This window comes from Litchfieldia stipae (genome assembly GCF_014837155.1).
Classification (GTDB): domain Bacteria; phylum Bacillota; class Bacilli; order Bacillales; family Bacillaceae_L; genus Litchfieldia.
The window spans coordinates 39,191-57,764 of record NZ_JACYHA010000002.1; the positions used below are offsets into that span (position 1 = coordinate 39,191).

At 33.6% G+C, this 18,574-nt stretch carries 20 protein-coding genes and 1 other annotated feature; of the genes, 16 read left to right on the plus strand and 4 right to left on the minus strand.

Annotated features, from left to right (window positions below):
* Positions 1-173 precede the first annotated feature (173 nt).
* The 3 genes from F7888_RS02400 (at position 174) to F7888_RS02410 (ending at position 2,657) form a co-directional block, all read left to right on the plus strand.
* A complete protein-coding gene (locus F7888_RS02400; protein ID WP_191776871.1) occupies positions 174-656 on the plus strand; it encodes a hypothetical protein in 483 nt (160 codons plus the stop codon).
* Between the two features lie 336 nt (positions 657-992).
* Positions 993-2,159 carry an FtsW/RodA/SpoVE family cell cycle protein gene (locus tag F7888_RS02405; protein ID WP_191776873.1) on the plus strand — a complete coding sequence of 389 codons (1,167 nt, stop codon included), beginning with the start codon at positions 993-995 and terminating at the stop codon, positions 2,157-2,159.
* A gap of 33 nt (positions 2,160-2,192) precedes the next feature.
* Positions 2,193-2,657: a DMP19 family protein gene (locus F7888_RS02410; protein WP_191776875.1), complete on the plus strand. Its 465-nt coding sequence runs from the start codon at positions 2,193-2,195 to the stop codon at positions 2,655-2,657.
* Between the two features lie 91 nt (positions 2,658-2,748).
* Here F7888_RS02410 and F7888_RS02415 read toward each other — a convergent pair whose 3' ends face one another.
* The gene (locus tag F7888_RS02415) at positions 2,749-3,867 is read right to left on the minus strand and encodes a DUF1648 domain-containing protein (RefSeq protein WP_191776877.1); all 1,119 of its coding nucleotides are present in this window, start codon (positions 3,865-3,867) and stop codon (positions 2,749-2,751) included.
* Positions 3,868-3,872: 5 nt separating this feature from the next.
* The gene (locus F7888_RS02420; RefSeq protein ID WP_191776879.1) at positions 3,873-4,253 is read right to left on the minus strand and encodes a GntR family transcriptional regulator; all 381 of its coding nucleotides are present in this window, start codon (positions 4,251-4,253) and stop codon (positions 3,873-3,875) included.
* 279 nt (positions 4,254-4,532) lie between these two features.
* On the opposite strand from F7888_RS02420, the gene F7888_RS02425 reads away from it, so the two are divergent.
* Positions 4,533-5,051 carry a GNAT family N-acetyltransferase gene (locus tag F7888_RS02425; RefSeq protein WP_191776881.1) on the plus strand — a complete coding sequence of 173 codons (519 nt, stop codon included), beginning with the start codon at positions 4,533-4,535 and terminating at the stop codon, positions 5,049-5,051.
* Between the two features lie 89 nt (positions 5,052-5,140).
* Here the strand turns inward: F7888_RS02425 and F7888_RS02430 are convergent, their stop codons facing one another.
* Positions 5,141-5,776 (minus strand): pentapeptide repeat-containing protein, encoded by a 636-nt coding sequence (locus F7888_RS02430; protein ID WP_191776883.1) that lies wholly within the window; start codon positions 5,774-5,776, stop codon positions 5,141-5,143.
* A 173-nt stretch (positions 5,777-5,949) separates the two neighbouring features.
* On the opposite strand from F7888_RS02430, the gene F7888_RS02435 reads away from it, so the two are divergent.
* The 5 genes from F7888_RS02435 (at position 5,950) to F7888_RS22445 (ending at position 10,283) form a co-directional block, all read left to right on the plus strand.
* Complete coding sequence (locus tag F7888_RS02435; RefSeq protein WP_191776885.1) at positions 5,950-6,606, plus strand: DUF1801 domain-containing protein; 657 nt, start codon at positions 5,950-5,952, stop codon at positions 6,604-6,606.
* A 39-nt stretch (positions 6,607-6,645) separates the two neighbouring features.
* Entirely contained in the window at positions 6,646-7,491 is an 846-nt protein-coding gene (locus F7888_RS02440; protein WP_191776887.1) for a class I SAM-dependent methyltransferase, read from the plus strand.
* A gap of 156 nt (positions 7,492-7,647) precedes the next feature.
* Positions 7,648-8,562 carry an ABC transporter ATP-binding protein gene (locus F7888_RS02445; RefSeq protein ID WP_191776889.1) on the plus strand — a complete coding sequence of 305 codons (915 nt, stop codon included), beginning with the start codon at positions 7,648-7,650 and terminating at the stop codon, positions 8,560-8,562.
* A gap of 4 nt (positions 8,563-8,566) precedes the next feature.
* Complete coding sequence (locus F7888_RS02450; RefSeq protein ID WP_191776892.1) at positions 8,567-9,802, plus strand: ABC transporter permease; 1,236 nt, start codon at positions 8,567-8,569, stop codon at positions 9,800-9,802.
* A 19-nt stretch (positions 9,803-9,821) separates the two neighbouring features.
* The gene (locus tag F7888_RS22445) at positions 9,822-10,283 is read left to right on the plus strand and encodes a hypothetical protein (protein ID WP_225228566.1); all 462 of its coding nucleotides are present in this window, start codon (positions 9,822-9,824) and stop codon (positions 10,281-10,283) included.
* Positions 10,284-10,376: 93 nt separating this feature from the next.
* Here the strand turns inward: F7888_RS22445 and F7888_RS02460 are convergent, their stop codons facing one another.
* Entirely contained in the window at positions 10,377-11,018 is a 642-nt protein-coding gene (locus F7888_RS02460; protein ID WP_191776894.1) for a cupin domain-containing protein, read from the minus strand.
* 192 nt (positions 11,019-11,210) lie between these two features.
* On the opposite strand from F7888_RS02460, the gene F7888_RS02465 reads away from it, so the two are divergent.
* The 7 genes from F7888_RS02465 to F7888_RS02495 all read left to right on the plus strand — a co-directional run bounded on the left by F7888_RS02465 (position 11,211) and on the right by F7888_RS02495 (position 18,448).
* Complete coding sequence (locus F7888_RS02465; RefSeq protein WP_191776896.1) at positions 11,211-11,372, plus strand: hypothetical protein; 162 nt, start codon at positions 11,211-11,213, stop codon at positions 11,370-11,372.
* Positions 11,373-11,393: 21 nt separating this feature from the next.
* On the plus strand, positions 11,394-11,822 hold the full coding sequence (locus tag F7888_RS02470) for a GNAT family N-acetyltransferase (RefSeq protein WP_191776898.1): 429 nt from the start codon (positions 11,394-11,396) through the stop codon (positions 11,820-11,822).
* A 240-nt stretch (positions 11,823-12,062) separates the two neighbouring features.
* Entirely contained in the window at positions 12,063-12,611 is a 549-nt protein-coding gene (locus tag F7888_RS02475) for a hypothetical protein (RefSeq protein ID WP_191776900.1), read from the plus strand.
* A gap of 65 nt (positions 12,612-12,676) precedes the next feature.
* Positions 12,677-12,951: a binding site (T-box leader), on the plus strand.
* A gap of 62 nt (positions 12,952-13,013) precedes the next feature.
* A complete protein-coding gene (metG, locus tag F7888_RS02480) occupies positions 13,014-14,660 on the plus strand; it encodes a methionine--tRNA ligase (protein WP_191777434.1) in 1,647 nt (548 codons plus the stop codon).
* A 330-nt stretch (positions 14,661-14,990) separates the two neighbouring features.
* Entirely contained in the window at positions 14,991-16,007 is a 1,017-nt protein-coding gene (locus F7888_RS02485; RefSeq protein ID WP_191776902.1) for an ABC transporter permease, read from the plus strand.
* Between the two features lie 17 nt (positions 16,008-16,024).
* Positions 16,025-16,897 (plus strand): carbohydrate ABC transporter permease, encoded by an 873-nt coding sequence (locus F7888_RS02490; RefSeq protein ID WP_191776903.1) that lies wholly within the window; start codon positions 16,025-16,027, stop codon positions 16,895-16,897.
* 57 nt (positions 16,898-16,954) lie between these two features.
* On the plus strand, positions 16,955-18,448 hold the full coding sequence (locus F7888_RS02495) for an extracellular solute-binding protein (protein ID WP_191776904.1): 1,494 nt from the start codon (positions 16,955-16,957) through the stop codon (positions 18,446-18,448).
* Positions 18,449-18,574 lie beyond the last annotated feature (126 nt).

The following is an 18,574-nucleotide window of genomic DNA, read 5'->3' on the forward strand; positions in this document are numbered from 1 at the left end:
TAGAAGTAGATAGTTATGCTAAAAAACAATAAATATAATCATATCAATCTTTGTTGAGTGGTACAACATCTTTTATACACAAAATTGCTTTTATTTCTTGATAAGGATGAGTTTTTTTGAAAAACTTGGACACGATAAAAAGGATAAAAATAAAGTGGTAAGAGGTGTAAGAAATGGCATCAAGAAGGCACTCAATTTTTAATCAAGTATTAGTCATCATTCCTTGGTTAACAACCTTGTTTATGGGCAAACGCAGTTTCAAACGTTATTCTATATCTGGAGTTTTTATTATTATTTTTGAGATTATCAATCATATGTATGGGAAACAAAAGAAATGGTGGAAGTTTTACGATAAGCCTAGGTCTTTTTTAAAGGACGAGCTTCCATTTAGTGTTGGTCCGTATATGCCTCTTTCAATGTGGTTACTTAAAGTTTCAAAAGGTAGCTTTAAAAAATTTGTGTTACTAAATGCGATAGCAGATGGGCTCTTTGCATTTGTTTTCATTAATATATTTAAGAAGTGGAAAATTGTAGGTTTAAATCGATTAAGTAATTGGCAGTTTTTTCTTTACCTACACTATAAAGTTTATTTATTATTTGGCTTTCAGTATTTATTAGAGAAACTAAAGATCGTTGATGGAAACAATAATGGATAATCCATTTTAAAAGTCTCCCAAAACAGGTGAGGCTTTTTTAGATTCCCCCTTGAATAATAGAACCGTTTTTTATTTTGTGGTAAAAATATTTAAAATGTTCTAAAATATGTAAAGAGACATGTAAAAAATGGTTGTATTTTATTAAATGGCTGTTTTCTCAAAGTTTGTTGTTGTTTTGAGATGAAATATTGAGAATGAAATTTCTAACAGCCTGAATACACGGGGGACTCCCGTGGGATGCGTGTGTCCCCACAGGACGCGGAGTGTATTCAGGCTGCGGGTATTAAAAGCAACAATTATACGAAAACAGCCTATTAAATAGAGAATGGTGATGGAATGTCAGATTCTAGCCCTAATAAAAGTTATTTTGATTATAGCTTAATTTTCTTTACTTTCCTGCTAATGATTTGTAGCTTGATTGCTATTGCAAGTGCACAGAAATATTCTCAATACGATGAGAATTTTGTGATGAAGCAACTCATATGGTTTGGGGTTGGCTGTGTAATTGTGATTTTTTTGATGTTCTTTGATTTTGAACAAATTAGCAAGATTACTCCGATTCTTTATTGTATAGGAGTATTGTTGTTAATTGCTATCCTTGTTGCACCAGAATCAATCGCTCCAATTCGAAATGGAGCTAAATCATGGTTTATAGTACCTGGCTTCGGTTCACTCCAACCGTCAGAATTCATGAAGATATTTCTAATCCTCATGCTTTCATATGTTATTGATAAACATCAGAAATCAAGATATAGTTTCGATATTAAACAGGATCTATTTCTGTTGGTGAAAATAGGTATTATCTCTTCCGTTCCGATCGTTCTTGTATTGCTACAAAATGATTTTGGTTCATCATTAGTGATGGTCATCATAGTTATAGGAATTACGTTTATATCGGGGATCAATTGGAGGATTATTTTTATTCTTGTCTCATTTGCTTTAACCCTTGTTGCGGCTCTTGTTTTCATATTTTTACAGAATCCTAATCTACTATTACAATTTTTCGATGACTATCAGCTGAATCGCATCTACTCGTGGTTAGACCCATTTGGTAATGCAAAGGGAATCGGCTATCAATTGGCACAATCGATATTAGCAATTGGCTCTGGAGGAATTGAAGGGAAGGGCTATTATAATAGTAATGTTTATATCCCTGAGGCACATTCAGACTTTATCTTTTCAATTGTAGGAGAAGAATTCGGGTTTTGGGGAGCTTGTATTATTGTTAGTCTTTATTTCTTGATGATTTATCGTATGATTGTGATTGCGATGTATTCTAATAGAAATACGTTTGAGCTGTGTGTAAGTATAGGTGTTTTCAGCCTCTTTTCATTCCATGTCTTTCAAAACATAGGAATGGTCACTGGTTTGCTTCCGATTACGGGAATTCCACTTTTATTATTAAGCTATGGTGGAAGCTCAGTCCTTGCTAGTATGATAGGGATTGGTCTTGTATTGAATATTTCACTTAAGAAAAGGGATTATATGTTTGATCATCAATGATTAATATTATATATAGTAACTGGAGGGATTGTGTTGAAGCCAACAATGAATAAGAACGATTTACTAAATAAAGCGGATATATGGAATGCTGTAATAGATGTGTTAACTGACCATGAATTAACAACAGAAATGAACAGTTTAAATGAAGCTATACTAGTTTATCAATATTATTCAGAGCTTGAAAGTGGTGGACATGAAAGCTTATACAGATGGCTTGAATCGTTTATAAGGGAAGTAGGTATACAGCAATATCTATCTAGAATAATAGATATTCTTGAAAAAAACGGTGCGAACGATTATGCAGCAATTGAGAAGAAGTATGGTCAAGAAATGTGGGATTTGTATGTGGCACTTGAAAATGAGGAAATTGATGAAGAAAAGTTTTATCATGTCATTGAAAAAGCCGATAACGAATACTACAATCTTGAAGGAAAGCTGGAAGGATATTTAGAAGAATATTTTGCTGAAATATATACTGACTTAATCGAAGTGGTCTAAATAAATTAGCTAAATGTTCACTTAAATGGAGCTATCAAAAGACACGTAATGCTCTAAAAGGACTACGTGTCTTTTGTAATGCTGGATTTCTTTATAGAAAAAATGGAACAATGATCATCAAAACTACAGGAACAACGATAACCAAATAGGCGATTGGATTAGCAAAATTTATCGTATATCCAATTCCAAAGCGTTTTTCTACAAAGACAGAAGAATCATTACGGTTAAAATAAAATACGCCAGCTTTCCAATATTGATCTTCGTCTACTCCCTCAACCTGTAGATGTCCAGATTGTGTCACATCTATGATATTCTTTCCTTCAAAATCAGAATCCACGCTACCAACCTTTATCGCTAACCATATGGAGCCAGCTAAGACAATTACTAAAAAGCCGATTGGAACAATGATTAAGACAAGTTGATTAATAATGTTTTCATAGAGTAGGTTTAACTGTAATACCGAAAATAAAAGAGTGATCAATATATTTACTATAAATAAGAACCAACTAGTATATTTACGCAAACGAAGCTGACGAAGTTTCGATGATGTGACATTACCGGCATTGATTTTAATACCAGAACGTTTTGTAAAATAGTTAATAAAAAAGAACATTAGCTGCATAATGATTAACACTAATGGTAAGTTCAGTGCAACGATCCAGCTCTTGTCACTAAACGCATCTGCTATACCATCTGGTCCCCAATGTGTAGGAATCTTCCCAGGTAATTGATCATAAGAAATGGCTGTCAAAAAGATGATTCCAACTGAGATCACGACTGGAATAAGATGGACAATGGATGATAGCATTTCATCTTTTGAGCGTATAGATAATTCTGTATAATGAACCTGCTTTACTTTTCCAAACCAGTTTTGCTTGTTTTTGAGCTGAAACATTTTAGTATGAAAATATAAATAAAGTAAAAAACCAATTAGTATTGTACATATAAGAAGCATCATCCCTGTTAGCGCAAGCTGTCTTTCATCAACAGCTCCTACTTGGTTCCATAGGAAGAATCCTCCAATAGAAATAAGGGCAATAATTGAAGTGATAGCGGCATACCTTTTTTTGTACTGCATGATTTGGGGATGCTTTGCTTGTTCATAGGGAATGGTGACCCCAAATACAACACTTCGTTTCACAAAAAATGGAATAAAGATTTGAAACACACTTACAAATAAAATGGTTATTAACATAATGATGAATTCCATTTACTTTAATCCTCCTTCATTTTTAACATAATATTTGAGATTAGCTCTTGGATTTCTTCTTTCTTCATACCGTGTACGAGTGCCTCTGCAACAACAGGTCTCAATTCTACTGTAATGTCTTCACGCTGTTTTTTTGAAGCAGCTGTTTCTTTATCTGCAATAATAACAGCCCCTTTTTTATGAACAATTTCAATGATTTCCTTTGACTCGAGTTCATGATAGCTTTTATTTACTGTGTGCATGTTAATTCCTAAATCAGCTGCTAATTTACGTACAGAAGGTAATGTATCTCCTGTCGATAAATCACCACGAACGATGGATTCAATAAGCTGAGTTTGCAGTTGTAGGTATAATGGAATAGATGATTCAGGATCGAGGATAATCAAATAAGTACCTCCTGTTCTATGAGAACTATAACAAATACTGTTCTATAAAAACTATAACAGACATAAATAAATATGTAAATAGGAGTCTAAGAACATTATCTTAATTAAAGGATTTATTATTGTTTGTATCGAAATGACTACACATACCTTTTAATGGTTTTCTCTGTAGTATAGGTTGGTGTATAGGTCGAGGGTTTGAAAAAGAAATGAAGAGATAAATCAAAATATGATGATTTAAAAAACACGTTATTGATTATTCAATCGAGAGGATATGTAAACATGAATATAAAAATGGAAAAATGTTCATTAGATGATTTACTTGTGCTTCAAGAAATTAGTTATGAAACTTTTAACGATACATTTAAGAATCAGAATTCACCAGAAAATATGAAAGCCTATTTAGATAAGGCATTTAATTTAGACCAATTAGAAAAAGAATTGAGTACGATTTCTTCTGATTTCTATTGCGTTTATTTTAATAATGAAATTGCTGGTTACTTAAAGGTAAACACGGATAATGCACAATCTGAACAAATGGGGAATGAATCCCTTGAGGTTGAAAGAATTTACATAAAAACGAAATTTCAAAAAGAGGGACTTGGTAAGTATTTAATAAATATAGCCATGGAGATAGCAATTAAACGAGATAAAAAGAACATCTGGCTAGGAGTATGGGAAAAAAATGAGAATGCGATTGCATTTTATAAGAAAATGGGGTTTGTCAAAACAGGATCCCACTCTTTTTATATGGGCGATGAAGAACAAATTGACTATATTATGACGTTATCTCTAGGTTAACTTGAAGCCTGAAAATAGAAAGTATTTTGTTGAAACTAGAGAAACCAACTGAATACAGAGTATTTTCAGGCTGTTAGGGAGAAGACGATTTAATCAATAATTTCTAATCCGAGTAGGGAAGCAAATTGTATAGCTTGGTAGCTAGATACTTTACAACCCTTTAGGTCGGATAAAGAAACAATAAGAGATTTGAACGTAGATGAACTAATGTCAATCCCTTTAAGTGGAGTACGTTCAAAATTTACATTGTCAATATTGCATGATATAAATTCAACCTTCTTAAATTTACATTCAAAAAAGTCAGCACTTTCTAATGAAGTATTCTCGAACTTTACTTTTTCTAATTTCGAGGTTCCAAAGGCAGATAAGTTTAGCAAGGATTGGTCAAAAAGGACATTTCCGAAACTAGACTTTGTAAAATCTACCCCTACTAATTTACAATTTACAAATTCAACTCTATGGATAGAGGAATCTCTCATTTTCACATTCGAAAAATCACAGTTATCAAAGATCACATCAGTCAAATCCATACTAGAAAAGTCTGTATGATTAAATTTGCAGTTCTTCAAAATGACTTTATATAATCGAACTCTTGGTAATACTTCATTCTCAAAGCTAGAATCGTTGATTTGACATAATTCAAGCTCAGTTTCCTCTTCATAGAATATATCGTTGAAATGTTTAAATGGTAATTCATGTTGTATTTTCGGTGATTCAATTTTCATACATGTCCCTCTTTCTTTTATCTAGAATGTGCTAAAATGTAGTATAAACTAATTCTCTTATGTACTATAGGGGTTTATTCATCTAAATATAAGACTTTATTTTTGATTGAATGTATGTGCAATGAGAATCAACTTTCAAATGAATATATTAAATAGAGAAAGAGTGGTCTTAAATGACTAATCATATAATGAATCCTAAAGTTGAAGAATTTATGACTAAGACTACAATGTGGAAAGAAGAATTCGAACTACTAAGAAAAATCGTTCTTGACTTTGGATTGACTGAGGAATTTAAGTGGATGCATCCTTGCTACACGTTGAATGGCAAAAACATTGTTTTAATTCATGGGTTTAAAGAATATTGTGCATTCCTATTTCACAAAGGTGCCTTGTTAAAGGATCCGAACAGTATTCTTATACAACAAACAGAGAATGTTCAGTCAGCACGCCAGATTCGATTCACAAATTATGCAGAAATACAAAAATTGGAACCTGTATTAAAATCATACATTCAAGAAGCTATAGACATTGAAAAGGCTGGATTGGAAGTAAAGTTGAAAGATAAAACAGAATATATCATACCTAAGGAATTACTAGAAAAATTTGAAGAAAATCCTTCTTTAAAGACAGCTTTTGAAGGATTAACTCCAGGAAGGCAAAAAGGTTACATTCACTATTTTTCTCAAGCAAAGCAGCCAAAAACTAGAATATCAAGAATTGAAAAGTACACGCAGCAAATTCTTGATGGAAAGGGCTTAAAGGATTGCACTTGTGGCTTATCGAATAAACAACCCAATTGTGACGGCTCTCACAAAAACATTCGTGTTTAATATCGAGTGTACATTTTTCAAATAAAGGAAAGTGATTCCATGACTGAACTAGAAATAAAGGAAATTGTTGACTATATGGCTACAAGTAAGGTTTCATATGATGTTCAGCTGATTCAAACGAAGCATCGTATAAAGCTTGTCGATTTCTGGGGGATAAAAGAAGGTAGTAACATTCTTGAAATTGGCTGTGGACAGGGAGATACAACCGCTGTTCTTGCTACTTATACCGGAGAAAATGGTCTTGTTCACGGAATTGATATAGGTTCACCGACTTATGGTAGTCCAATTACACTCGGCGAGTCTGCGGAATACTTATTGAAATCAAAAGTTGGAAAACAGATAAAGATTGATTTTAATACTAACATTTTATCAGCTGAGATAGACTTCAAGGAACATTCATTCGATTATATTGTTTTTGCCCATTGTTCTTGGTACACGAAGTCACGAAGTGAGCTACTAGACATCATGAAAAAGGTGAGAACATGGGGAAAGCAATTATGCTTTGCTGAATGGAATACACAGATTAAGTCAACTGAGCAATATCCGCATCTATTATCAATTCTAATCCAGGCACAATATGAAGCATTTAAGGAAGACAGTGATTCTAATGTTAGAACCTTGGTGACTCCGAGTGATGTGAGAGAAATTGTAGAAGAAGCTGGCTGGCAAATAAAAAAGGATACAACAATCGATTCACCGGATTTACATGATGGTATGTGGGAAGTCGATAAAGTTTTAGAGGATGTTCATAATGAACTTAGTCTTATCACGAATATCCCAGTAAAACTTAAGGACCTTATTTTATCAGAGGTGAAAATGTTAGAGGAATTTCATAGAGTAAGTGAAATGAAGCCACTTTCGGTTTATAGTTTTCTTGCTGAATAATGAATTGCATTTGAAATCATGTGAAAGCAGGTCTAGCTTTCCATGATTTTTTTTCTTATCATTCTAATAGGAAATTATTTGAAACTTTTTTAATAGCTTTTCGTAAAAGAGTTATGTGCATTTTTGTATATAGGAATCAAGTAAGGGGGAATAAATTTGGAAACTTTTTTAGAAGTCGAACATTTGAAGAAATCATTTAAAGACACTCAGGTATTAAAAGATATTTCTTTTAAAGTAAATAAGGGGGAAATCATGGCTATTCTTGGTCCAAATGGAGCGGGGAAGTCAACAACTATACGTAATATTATGGGAATTATGTATCCTGATGAGGGCAAGGTAACATTTCAAGGGAAGACAGAAATTCCACGTAATAAAATTGGATATCTACCTGAAGAAAGAGGTCTTTACAAAAATGTTAAGGTGATGGATATCCTTTTGTATTTAGCGGATTTGAAGGATTATCCAATTAAAAAAGCAAAGGAGCGGGCGCTTTCCTATCTTAAGATATTTGGTCTTGAAGGAAAGGAGAAGTCTTCTATCGAAGAATTGTCAAAAGGGATGGGGCAGAAGGTCCAATTTATTGCGTCGATTCTACATGAGCCAGAGTTTTTAATTCTTGATGAACCTTTTTCAGGTCTGGATCCAGTAAGTCAGGAGTTATTTAAACAAGAAATACGTAAACTGGCAGCCAATGGTACAGCGATTCTACTTTCGTCTCATCAAATGAATTTAGTAGAAGAAATGTGTGATCGATTGTTCTTAATCCATCGTGGGCAAAAGGTTATATACGGTACGATGGATGAAGTGAAGAAGGAGTATGCAAATTTCAAGTGTACAATAAAAGGAAGAAATAAAGTAGAAGATTTGGCAGAGCTTGAAGATGTGCAAAGGGTAGAACAAAAGGATGATTCTATTACTTTATTTTTATCAAAGGACGTGAATGTAGCGTCTTGGATCAAGAAATTACCAGACTCATTGGAAATTAATGAGTTATCCATTGATCGCATCTCACTTCACGAGATATTCATTGATATTGCAACAGATAAAAATATCTTAAAGGAGGGGGCTTAAGACAATGCGTAACTCATTAAAAGTGGCTAAATGGGAAATGAAACGAAATTTGAAGAATAAATCCTTCATTATAGGATTATTTTTGACACCATTACTATTCTTAGGGTTTATGTTTATCGGAACCCTCTTTGGAGATTCAGATGGAGAAGAACCTGCGACACTAGTTCTTATCAAAGACGAGATTGGTGTAATGGATGCTTTGGAAGAAACTGTTACAAGTCATCAATTAAATTTAGAGATAGAACCTACTAATAATGCAGTAGAAGCAGTGATTGAAGAATTGACAGAAATGGAAAATACTGCATTTATCCTTTTTGATACTTCTTCTTTTGAAACTGGAATGTTCACTGTTTATTCTAGTGAAGACATGAACCCATTCTTTATGAACCAAGTTCAAATGTTAGAAACCCCTTTGAAGTCTTTACAAATGAAGCAATTAGGGTTAACTGATGAAGAATTGGTAGCTGTGTCAAAAGGAATGGTTTTTGAAGAAGCAGCTGTGGATGAAGTGTCGGTTGAGGAAGAAAAAGTGTCGCCTTCAGTAGGTGAAGATTTAATAAAGAGAGCTGTACCAGGTGCATTTGCAGGTATCATCCTCTTATCCATTGTTTTCTCAGGGATGTATATCTTTCAAAGTGCCTCTCAAGAAAAGAAAGATAAAGTGGCTGAAATTATCCTTTCATCACTTACACCTGGAGAACTCATGCAAGGGAAAATTATAGGATATTTTGGTTTAGGAATGGTTCAAGCTATAGTATTTCTTGGATTCGGTATTCCAATTGCTCTTTGGAAGCTAGATCTCCCATTATTTGAATATTTATTGGTTCCAGAGCTTCTTCTATATATAGTTATTGCTATTTTGGGGTATTTTCTATATGCAGCGCTGTTTGTAGGAGTCGGTGCTACAATGGCAGATATGACAACAGCTGGGAACTTTCAAGGAATGGTCATGATGCTTCCATTTCTCCCATTTGTATTTATTGGTCCGATTGTGGGGGATCCAAGCGGTATATTTGCTCAAATTGGTACCTACATTCCATTTGCCACCCCTGGTGTTCTATTATTACGCTTAACTTTATTAGATAGCTGGCCATGGCTTGAAATCATTATTTCACTAGTGATCCTGGTAGTGAGTATATGGTTATTTATGAAGTTAGCAGGAAAAATCTTCAAAACAGGTATCTTAATGTATGGGAAAAATGCAACTCCAAAAGAAATTTGGAAATGGATTCGTGCTTAACAACTAGGAGGTAATCGAGTTGGAAAAACAAGTGGAATCAGTTAAAGTTCTACTAAATGAAATAAGGAGTTCGGTTAGTAAGGATTTGATAACGAAACTCGAAATAGATAAATGTGAACGGATTGTTGAGAGGTTAGGGACCTTTTCAACGAATTGTCATGAATGCCAGCAACAGTTAATAGAATTAAAGAATCATGTTGAAAAACTAAGCGACAATCTGGAACAAATTGAAGAGAGTGAAATCAAACAGCATAAACAAATGATTAATCTAGTCGTTTCTCATTTTCAAAAGAAACATCAATTGGTACCTGAAGGACATTATCTGGCAATTTATTTGTCTTTAGGAATAAGTTTAGGGCTTGTTTTTGGATTAGTGATATTTGATAACATCGCATTAGGTATTCCAATAGGCATGAGTTTGGGAGTAGCGCTTGGAGCTGGAATGGATGCTGATGCAAAGAAAAAAGGAAATACTATATAGTTCTAAAAAAGAAACTAGGCCTCAACACTAAATTATGAGAGGCCTAGTTTTTTAGTTTCAATCTGAGAACAATTGGCTCATACAACCGTTTTCTTAATAATAACGATACTGGTGTGCGTATGGTGAATGTGGGTAGTGCTGTGGATATTGGTTTATTTGATGTGATTGATTTCTAGGTTGATATGTCGGTTGCCCTGCTTCTTTCTCGCAATCCTTATAAGGACCTATATAAGTTGTAGGTTTAACATGTGATATAGCATTTTTCCACTGTTTTTCATCGAGACAATAGGTATGTGCCATGATATTAGCTGGGGTAAATTTCAATAAATCCGATCCCAGAATGACTTCTGGAGTAGGAGCATTGAAAATAGCTAATAGATGAGTGTTATCCACTAACGCTACTTCATAATGCCACCAACCTTGAGGAACATTTGCTACTTGACCAGGTGTAATGGTGTAGTTAAGTACTTGTTTGGAGAAAGGATTCAAAATTGAAACAGTCGCAGTTCCAGAAATGCAATAAACGAGCTCAGCAGCATTTTGGTGATAATGTGGTTCGACAACATTATTTTTACTAAGGAAAATATCGAGAAGAGAAACATTTTCTAGCGTATTTAATTGCTTAATACCCAATAAATTAATGTAGTTTTTGTTATCTTTTTTGAACAAAGGATTCGTATTTACGTCAAAAGTAAATTGTGTAGAGGGATCCGTATAATCCATATATGAAACCATTAATTCTTCACCTCATTTTAATAAGCATCTAACCCATATGTATGTTGTTTATAAGGATTGGTGTAAATCCATTTAAATAAATTTCAGATAATTTATTTTATTGGAAAAAGAAGGAATGATTTGTCGTTTTATAGAACTTTATAAGAATCGTTTTTTCCTAATAAGGTGAAGATAGTTGAGGAGGATAAAGAGATGAAATGGTTCCTAGTGATTCCAATTAGTGTATTAAGCATTCTTTTAATATCTGTGGCCATTGATCAGTTAGGTCAACTAGGCAATATTATAATGAAATGTATAGGGCTATTTGGTTTATTTTCCGTCGGATTGATTGTTAGGAAACAAAGTGTTAGATGATAGAAATGGAGGGGAGTCTTTTTGGAATTACGAGAATATCATTCGAAGGATATTCTGTCCCTAACGGAGTTGATCGCTGACCTTGGTTATCCTTCTTCACTGAAGGATATGAGAGCTAGAATGGAGAGAATGGAGTCTAACCCTAATTACCGAACGTTTGTTTCGGTTAAAGGTGAAGCTGTTGTAGGCATGGTAGGAATCACACTACATTCTACTTATACAAGTAATAATTTAAAGGTGCAAATCACCTCTGTCGTTACGAAGAAGGAATATCGAGGTCAAGGAATTGCGACTACATTGCTGAAGTTTGTTGAAGATTGGTCAATAAGAAGTGGAGCGACTTTTATTTATTTACTTAGCGGGATAAATGACAATAGAGTGAAGGCTCATGAACTCTATAAAACTCTTGGCTATGAAATAACAGGCTATAGATTTGTCAAAAGGATATGAATGAAATTGGGGAGGATTTTGAGGTGACTAAAATAGCTCATATACAAAAAATGAAGGTTAGCTAAACTGTTGGCAAACCTGCATTTTTTGTATAGAGTTACTGTTATTTTTCTATTATTCATTAAATTGAAAAAATATGAAACTTTAAAGTGAGCTAAACCGTATATTATTAAAATTACATAACCCTTTACAGCATATAGCGTACTTACCTTTAATTAAATAATAAATAGGAGGAGACTTATGATATCAATTGAGAAAAAACAATACTATTTAACTAGTGCACTTGTCATTGTTTTATTTGGAGGAATTAGTTTCTTTTTTCTACCTATGGTTTTACAAGATATCATGTATAGAACAACAAGTACTTGGTTTATTCAAACTCCATCTGTCGTAATCAAATTGTATTTCGTAACCATTGCATGCTGGGCTATTGCTTCTCTTCTTATCTATTTTTTCTGGAAAAAAGCGATTATTCCTAGCATTCTTTTATTTATTGCTGGATTAATTGTTATTGTTCTATCTGTGAACAATTATCAATTGATGTCAGATAATCATATCGCTTGGAGTGAATTGAAGACGTTTGAAGAAAAATCTTATTCATGGAGCGAAGTCAATGAACTCCAATCAATTCCTAATGAAAACGGAAAGGGTTATACTATTAAAGTTAATTTCTCTGACGGAGAAAGCATAGCTTTTAAGAGAGATACTAATTTCAATGCTAACTATTGGAGACTGCAAGAGAAAATGGTCGAGCATAACCTTCCTTTTGTTGGTGTTGAACAGGAGTAGAGTTAAATTAGAAATACATATTGACAGATCAAATAAAAGTAAATAAACTTATGGTAATTATTTACTCAAAAGCGTTGAAGAGAAAAAGTAAGGTGATCATGTTTTTCAACAGAGAGCTTCGGTAGCTGAAAAGAAGCAAAAACAGTCATTTGAAAAATGGTCTCTGAGCTTCGTACTGAACGTACTTATTTGTATTAGTAGGATACGACGAGTTTTGGCACTCGTTATCAATGTCACAGTATAAGAGTATAATAAATACTCCGTACTTGCAGAGGCAAATGGTGTGAACTATTTGCAAATTTAAGGTGGTACCGTGTGGAATTCAAACCTCGCCCTTAACGATTCAGTTAAGAGCGGGGTTTTTTGTTTTTTTCATTACACATTTCAGGAGGGAAATAAATGATGAACATTTTTATTGGGGGAGCTTGGGCATATGCGAATGGCTCCTTGCATTTAGGTCATATTTCTAGTTTATTACCTGGGGATATACTAGCTAGATATTATCGATTGAAAGGAGAGAAGGTGCTATATGTCTCTGGTAGTGACTGTAATGGAACGCCTATCACAGTTCGAGCGAAACAAGATGGTGTCTCTACACAGGTAATCGCGGATCAATATCATAAAGAATTTGAAGAATGTTTTTTAAGGTTAGGATTTTCATATGATCTCTATACAAGAACAGATACAGAACACCACCATAAGATTGTGCAAGAGATATTTTTGGACTTACTTGAAAAAAAGCTGATATATATAAAAGAGGTAGAACAAACATATTGTGAACAGTGTCAACAGTTTTTACCAGATCGTTATGTTGAAGGGATTTGTCCTGTTTGTAAATCGCAAGCTCGTGGTGATCAATGTGATTCTTGTGCTACTATTTTAGAGCCACATGAGCTGGTAGATAGAAAGTGCAAAATATGTGGAGAAGAACCTACAAAAAGATTTACTGAGCATTTTTACTTTTGTTTAAGCTTTTTTCAAAAAGAGTTAGAAAACTATATGAAAAATGCTGAGAAAAATGGACAATGGAGAGAAAATGCTATATTGCTTACAAGTCGTTATTTGAATGAGGGATTACAAGATCGAGCAGTGTCTAGAGATTTGTCAATTGGAGTAAGTATTCCAGTAGCGGGATATGAAGGTAAAAAAATATATGTTTGGATTGAGGCAGTATCAGGATACTATACTGCAAGTAAATTGTGGGAAACCGTCACAAATAATGATAGTTCTAGATTTTGGATGGAATCAACTAAATCTTATTATATACACGGAAAAGATAATATTCCCTTCCACACAATAATATGGCCAGCTATTCTGTTAGGGCTTGGAAAAGCATCTTTACCAACATATATTGTTTCAAATGAATATCTAACGTTAGAAAAGCAGAAATTATCAACCAGTAAAAACTGGGCTGTATGGGTTCCTGATATTTTGAAAAGGTATGATCCAGATTCTATTAGATATTTCTTAACAATTAATGCCCCAGAAAGTCGCGATGCTGATTTTTCTTGGAGAGAATTTATCTATAGTCATAATAGTGAACTATTAGGAGGGTATGGGAATTTTGTAAATCGAACGCTGAAATTTATTGAGAAATCGTTTGGAGGCGAAGTTCCAGAAAAGACAATCACGCAAAGTATTCAAGATAAAGTCAATCATTTATATGTAGAGGTGGGGCATTTAATCGAAGGTGCGTCATTTAAACTTGCGTTAGAACTAATATTTAAATTAGTTAGATTCAGCAATAAATTTTTTGATGAAAAACAACCTTGGAAACAACTAAAATATGATGAGGACTCGTGTAAACAAACTTTAGCTGATTGCTTATATTTAATAGCAAATATTAGTCATGTTCTAACTCCATTTTTACCTTTTTCAAGTAGTAAGGTAAAAGAAATGATCAACATAGAACATGATGGATGGTACTCATTTTCTGTCCAAACTCAGAACTTGTCAGACGTTGCTCCATTGTTTGAGCGGATAGATCCATCTAGAATTGAAGAAGAACTTCAACGGTTAAAGATTCAATCAACTTGTATCAAAGAGTGAAGTTTAGTAGGTTGCTGCGGCAGCCTTTTTGTATTTTTTATAGTTTATTTGTGCATTTCACTTTGAACCATTGTTTCTCAATGAAGATAGTTGTGAAAAAAACAAATATTATTTAATAATTTTTTAAAAAAGAGTGAAATGCTGTAAAACCTTGTTGTTAAGCGCTTTCACAATAAAAGTCAAACACAGAAAAAAAGTAAAAGGCCCGAATTTTCTTGAAATTAAAAATGTATTATTGCTGGAAATGTTCATAAATACTACATTTAGAACTAGGAAGCAGCAATTTTAAGTACATTGTTCATCATTAAAGGAAAGGAGAGTCAAAATGAAATGAATGCTAAAAATGATTTAGAAAATGGAACCGTTTACAGTAATACTGTTATTGAAAAGAAACCCATTCTGGGCAAAGATCCAAATAAGAAACCAGTTAAAGAAACAAAGGGAATTAAATTATGGCAACAAATTAAAAAGGATAAATATCTATATTTGCTTGCCCTTCCAGGCTTGATTTACTTCCTTATCTTTAAGTATTTACCTATGTGGGGGATCACGATCGCTTTTCAAGACTTTTCACCATTTATAGGTTTTGCGGACAGTCCTTGGGTTGCGTTTGATCACTTTATAAGACTATTTAATTCACCAGACTTTTGGATTATCTTTCGTAATACACTAGCGATCAGTCTTTTAAATATCGTACTCTATTTTCCATTACCAATTATTTTGGCAATTATGTTAAACGAAGTGCGTGTCCAATACTTTAAGAAAACGATTCAAACGATTGTCTATCTGCCGCACTTTTTATCATGGGTTATCATTGTTACTTTAACATTTATGATGGCTTCAAAATCTGATGGAATTATCAATATGCTATTGGTTTACTTTAATTTCGACAAAGTCGATTTATTAACAAATCCAGCTGTATATTGGGTAGTTCTAACCGTTCAAGCAATTTGGAAGGAAGCTGGTTGGGGAACGATCATTTTCTTAGCTGCTATTGCGGGTGTTAATACAGAGTTGTATGAAGCAGCAAAAATGGATGGTGCGAACCGATTTAGACAAATTTGGCATGTTACCTTACCTGCAATCCGAAATGTCATTCTAATTCTTCTTATTTTACGTCTAGGAAGCATTATGGATACAGGCTTTGAACAATTATTCCTTATGTATAATGGGGCTGTATCAAATGTAGGGGAAGTATTTGATACGTATGTATATCGGGTCGGTGTACAGCAAGGCCAATTTAGTTATAGTACAGCCGTTGGATTATTTAAATCCTTAATTGGCTTGATATTAGTTGTTTTAGCAAATAGAACTGCGAAGAAATTTGGAGAAGAAGGTATTTATTAGAGGAAGGAGGAGGAAATATGAATACTGCAACAAGAGGAGAAAAAGTCTTTAATGTCGTTAACATTTTGATTCTATCCTTAGTTGGAATCGTTACGTTTTTCCCAATCTATTATGTGTTTATTGTTTCTTTTACTGAGCCAGCGGAATACTTATCAAAATCATTTGTATTATTCCCGGAAAATTGGTCATTAGATTCATATAAATACTTACTTTCAGCGGATACATTTATGAATGCGATTGGGGTTAGTGCATTCTTAACAATCGTCGGAACGATATTAAGTTTGCTTATTTCATCATCATTTGCCTATTCGCTTTCAAGGAAGAAATTTAAAGGAAGAAAGATCATACTGATGCTAGTATTGTTCACAATCCTTTTTAACCCTGGAATTATTCCAAACTATTTACTTATTAAAGAATTAAATTTACTTAATAGTTTGTGGGCAGTAATCCTGGTTTCATTAACAAGTGGTTGGTTTGTTATTCTGATGAAAGGGTTCTATGATAGTATCCCTGAATCACTTGTTGAAGCTGCAACAATTGATGGATGTAATGACATAACGGCTTGGATCAAAATTATCTTACCTTTATCCTTGCCATCAATTGCAGCGTTTGGTTTATTCTATGCAGTTGGTTATTGGAATCAATATTTTAATGCCCTACTATTTTTAAATGATGCTTCAAAGTGGCCTATTCAAGTGTTGCTTCAAAATATGCTTATAGATTCTTCTGGTAGTAGCTTAGGGGATGTTGACCCTCTCATTAAGCCACCACCAAGTCAAACATTGAAGATGGCCGCTGTTATTATAGCAATTGCACCAATCTTATTAGTTTATCCATTCTTACAAAAACATTTCGCTAAAGGGGTGATGATTGGGTCAATTAAAGAATAATAGATGGATAATTACAGTTGAAAAATGTGCAATAACAAACTCAAGGGGGAATTCTAAATGAAAAAGGTATTATTAGCTGTTTTCTCACTAGCTTTAGTTTTTACATTAGCAGCATGTAAGGACAACAGTAGTACTAGTAGTTCTTCGGGTGGAAATGATGAGACAATTAGAATTATGAGTCATTTCTTTAACCCAACACCACCTTCTAAGGATAATGAAGTAGAGCAAAAAATTGAAGAAGCAACTGGTGTGAATTTAAATATTGAGTGGGTTTCAGCAAATAACTATGCAGAACGTTTCAATGTTTTACTTGCATCACAAGATATGCCAGATTTAATGTTAGTACCTGATCCATTCAGTCCTACATTTAGAAAAGCTGCTGAACAAGGTGCGTTCTGGGATGTATCTCCTTACATTGATCAGTTTCCAAATCTAAAAAATGGAATTGCAGATATTGCATGGGAGTTAACATCAATTAATGGTAAGAGTTACAGTATTCCACGTCCAAGACCAGTTGAAGGAGAAGCATTCTTTGTTATCCGTAAAGATTGGTTAGATAATTTAGGATTAGAAGTTCCAACAACATCTGATGAACTATTAGAAGTTATGAGAGCGTTTACTGAAGATGATCCAGACGGTAATGGTCAAAACGATACAATTGGATTTACTGGTTATGTTAATGATGAAGATTTAGGCGCATTTGGTATCTTTGTTTCTAGTTTCACAGGTGTAAATGGTGAATGGAAGGAAGAAAATGGTGAATTAATTCATACTGCATTCTTGCCTGAAACTCGTCAAGGCCTAGAATATGTTGCAGATGCTTATGAAAAAGGTTATATCACTGAGGATTTTGCTTCATTACAGGTGAGTCAGGCAAAAGAAATGTTTATGGCTGGAAAAGCAGGGATCATTAGTGAGAAGGCTGGAACAGCTCGTGAATATTACGATGCATTATCTGCAAATAATCCAGATATAGAATTCGTTGATTTTTACCCATTAACAAGCATTAATGGTTATAATCCAAAAGGTGCTGGTTTTGCTGGTACAAATGCAATTCCAAAATCTGTTCCTGAAGAGAAAATGTTGAAGATTCTTGGGATGATCAATGATTGGATGGAAGAAGATGTATTTGTTTATCATAAACAAGGGATTGAAGGTGTTCACCATACAGTTGAAAATGGTGAAGTAGTTATTGATACAGATCAGATGGTAAAAGACGCAATCGGAGACTATAACCAAATTGTAAACGTTGCTGACCCAACTGTGTATGAATTCCCACCGAACTTCCCAGAAGAAGCAGATAAATTATATACTGAGATTACTGCGGAAAGAGCAAAAACAAGTGTTGCTAATATTGGTCTAGGATTATATTCAGAAACTGGTGTTACGTACTTACCAGAATTAAGAAAGAAAATTCAAGATTTAAACACAAAAATTATTCTTGGTACTGAAGATATTACTGCATGGGATAAGCTAGTAGAAGAATTAAAGAATGATGGAAACATGCAAAAATTAATCGAAGAAATTAATGAAGCTTATAAGAGTAGATAAGTAGAAATATAAATAATAAGGAGGAGGATAAGTATTATTCCTCCTCCTATTATTTCTAGTAGAAGAAATTTCTGGCTACATATGAAAATCATGCAATCAAGCGTTAAATTATATGGAGGGATTAGA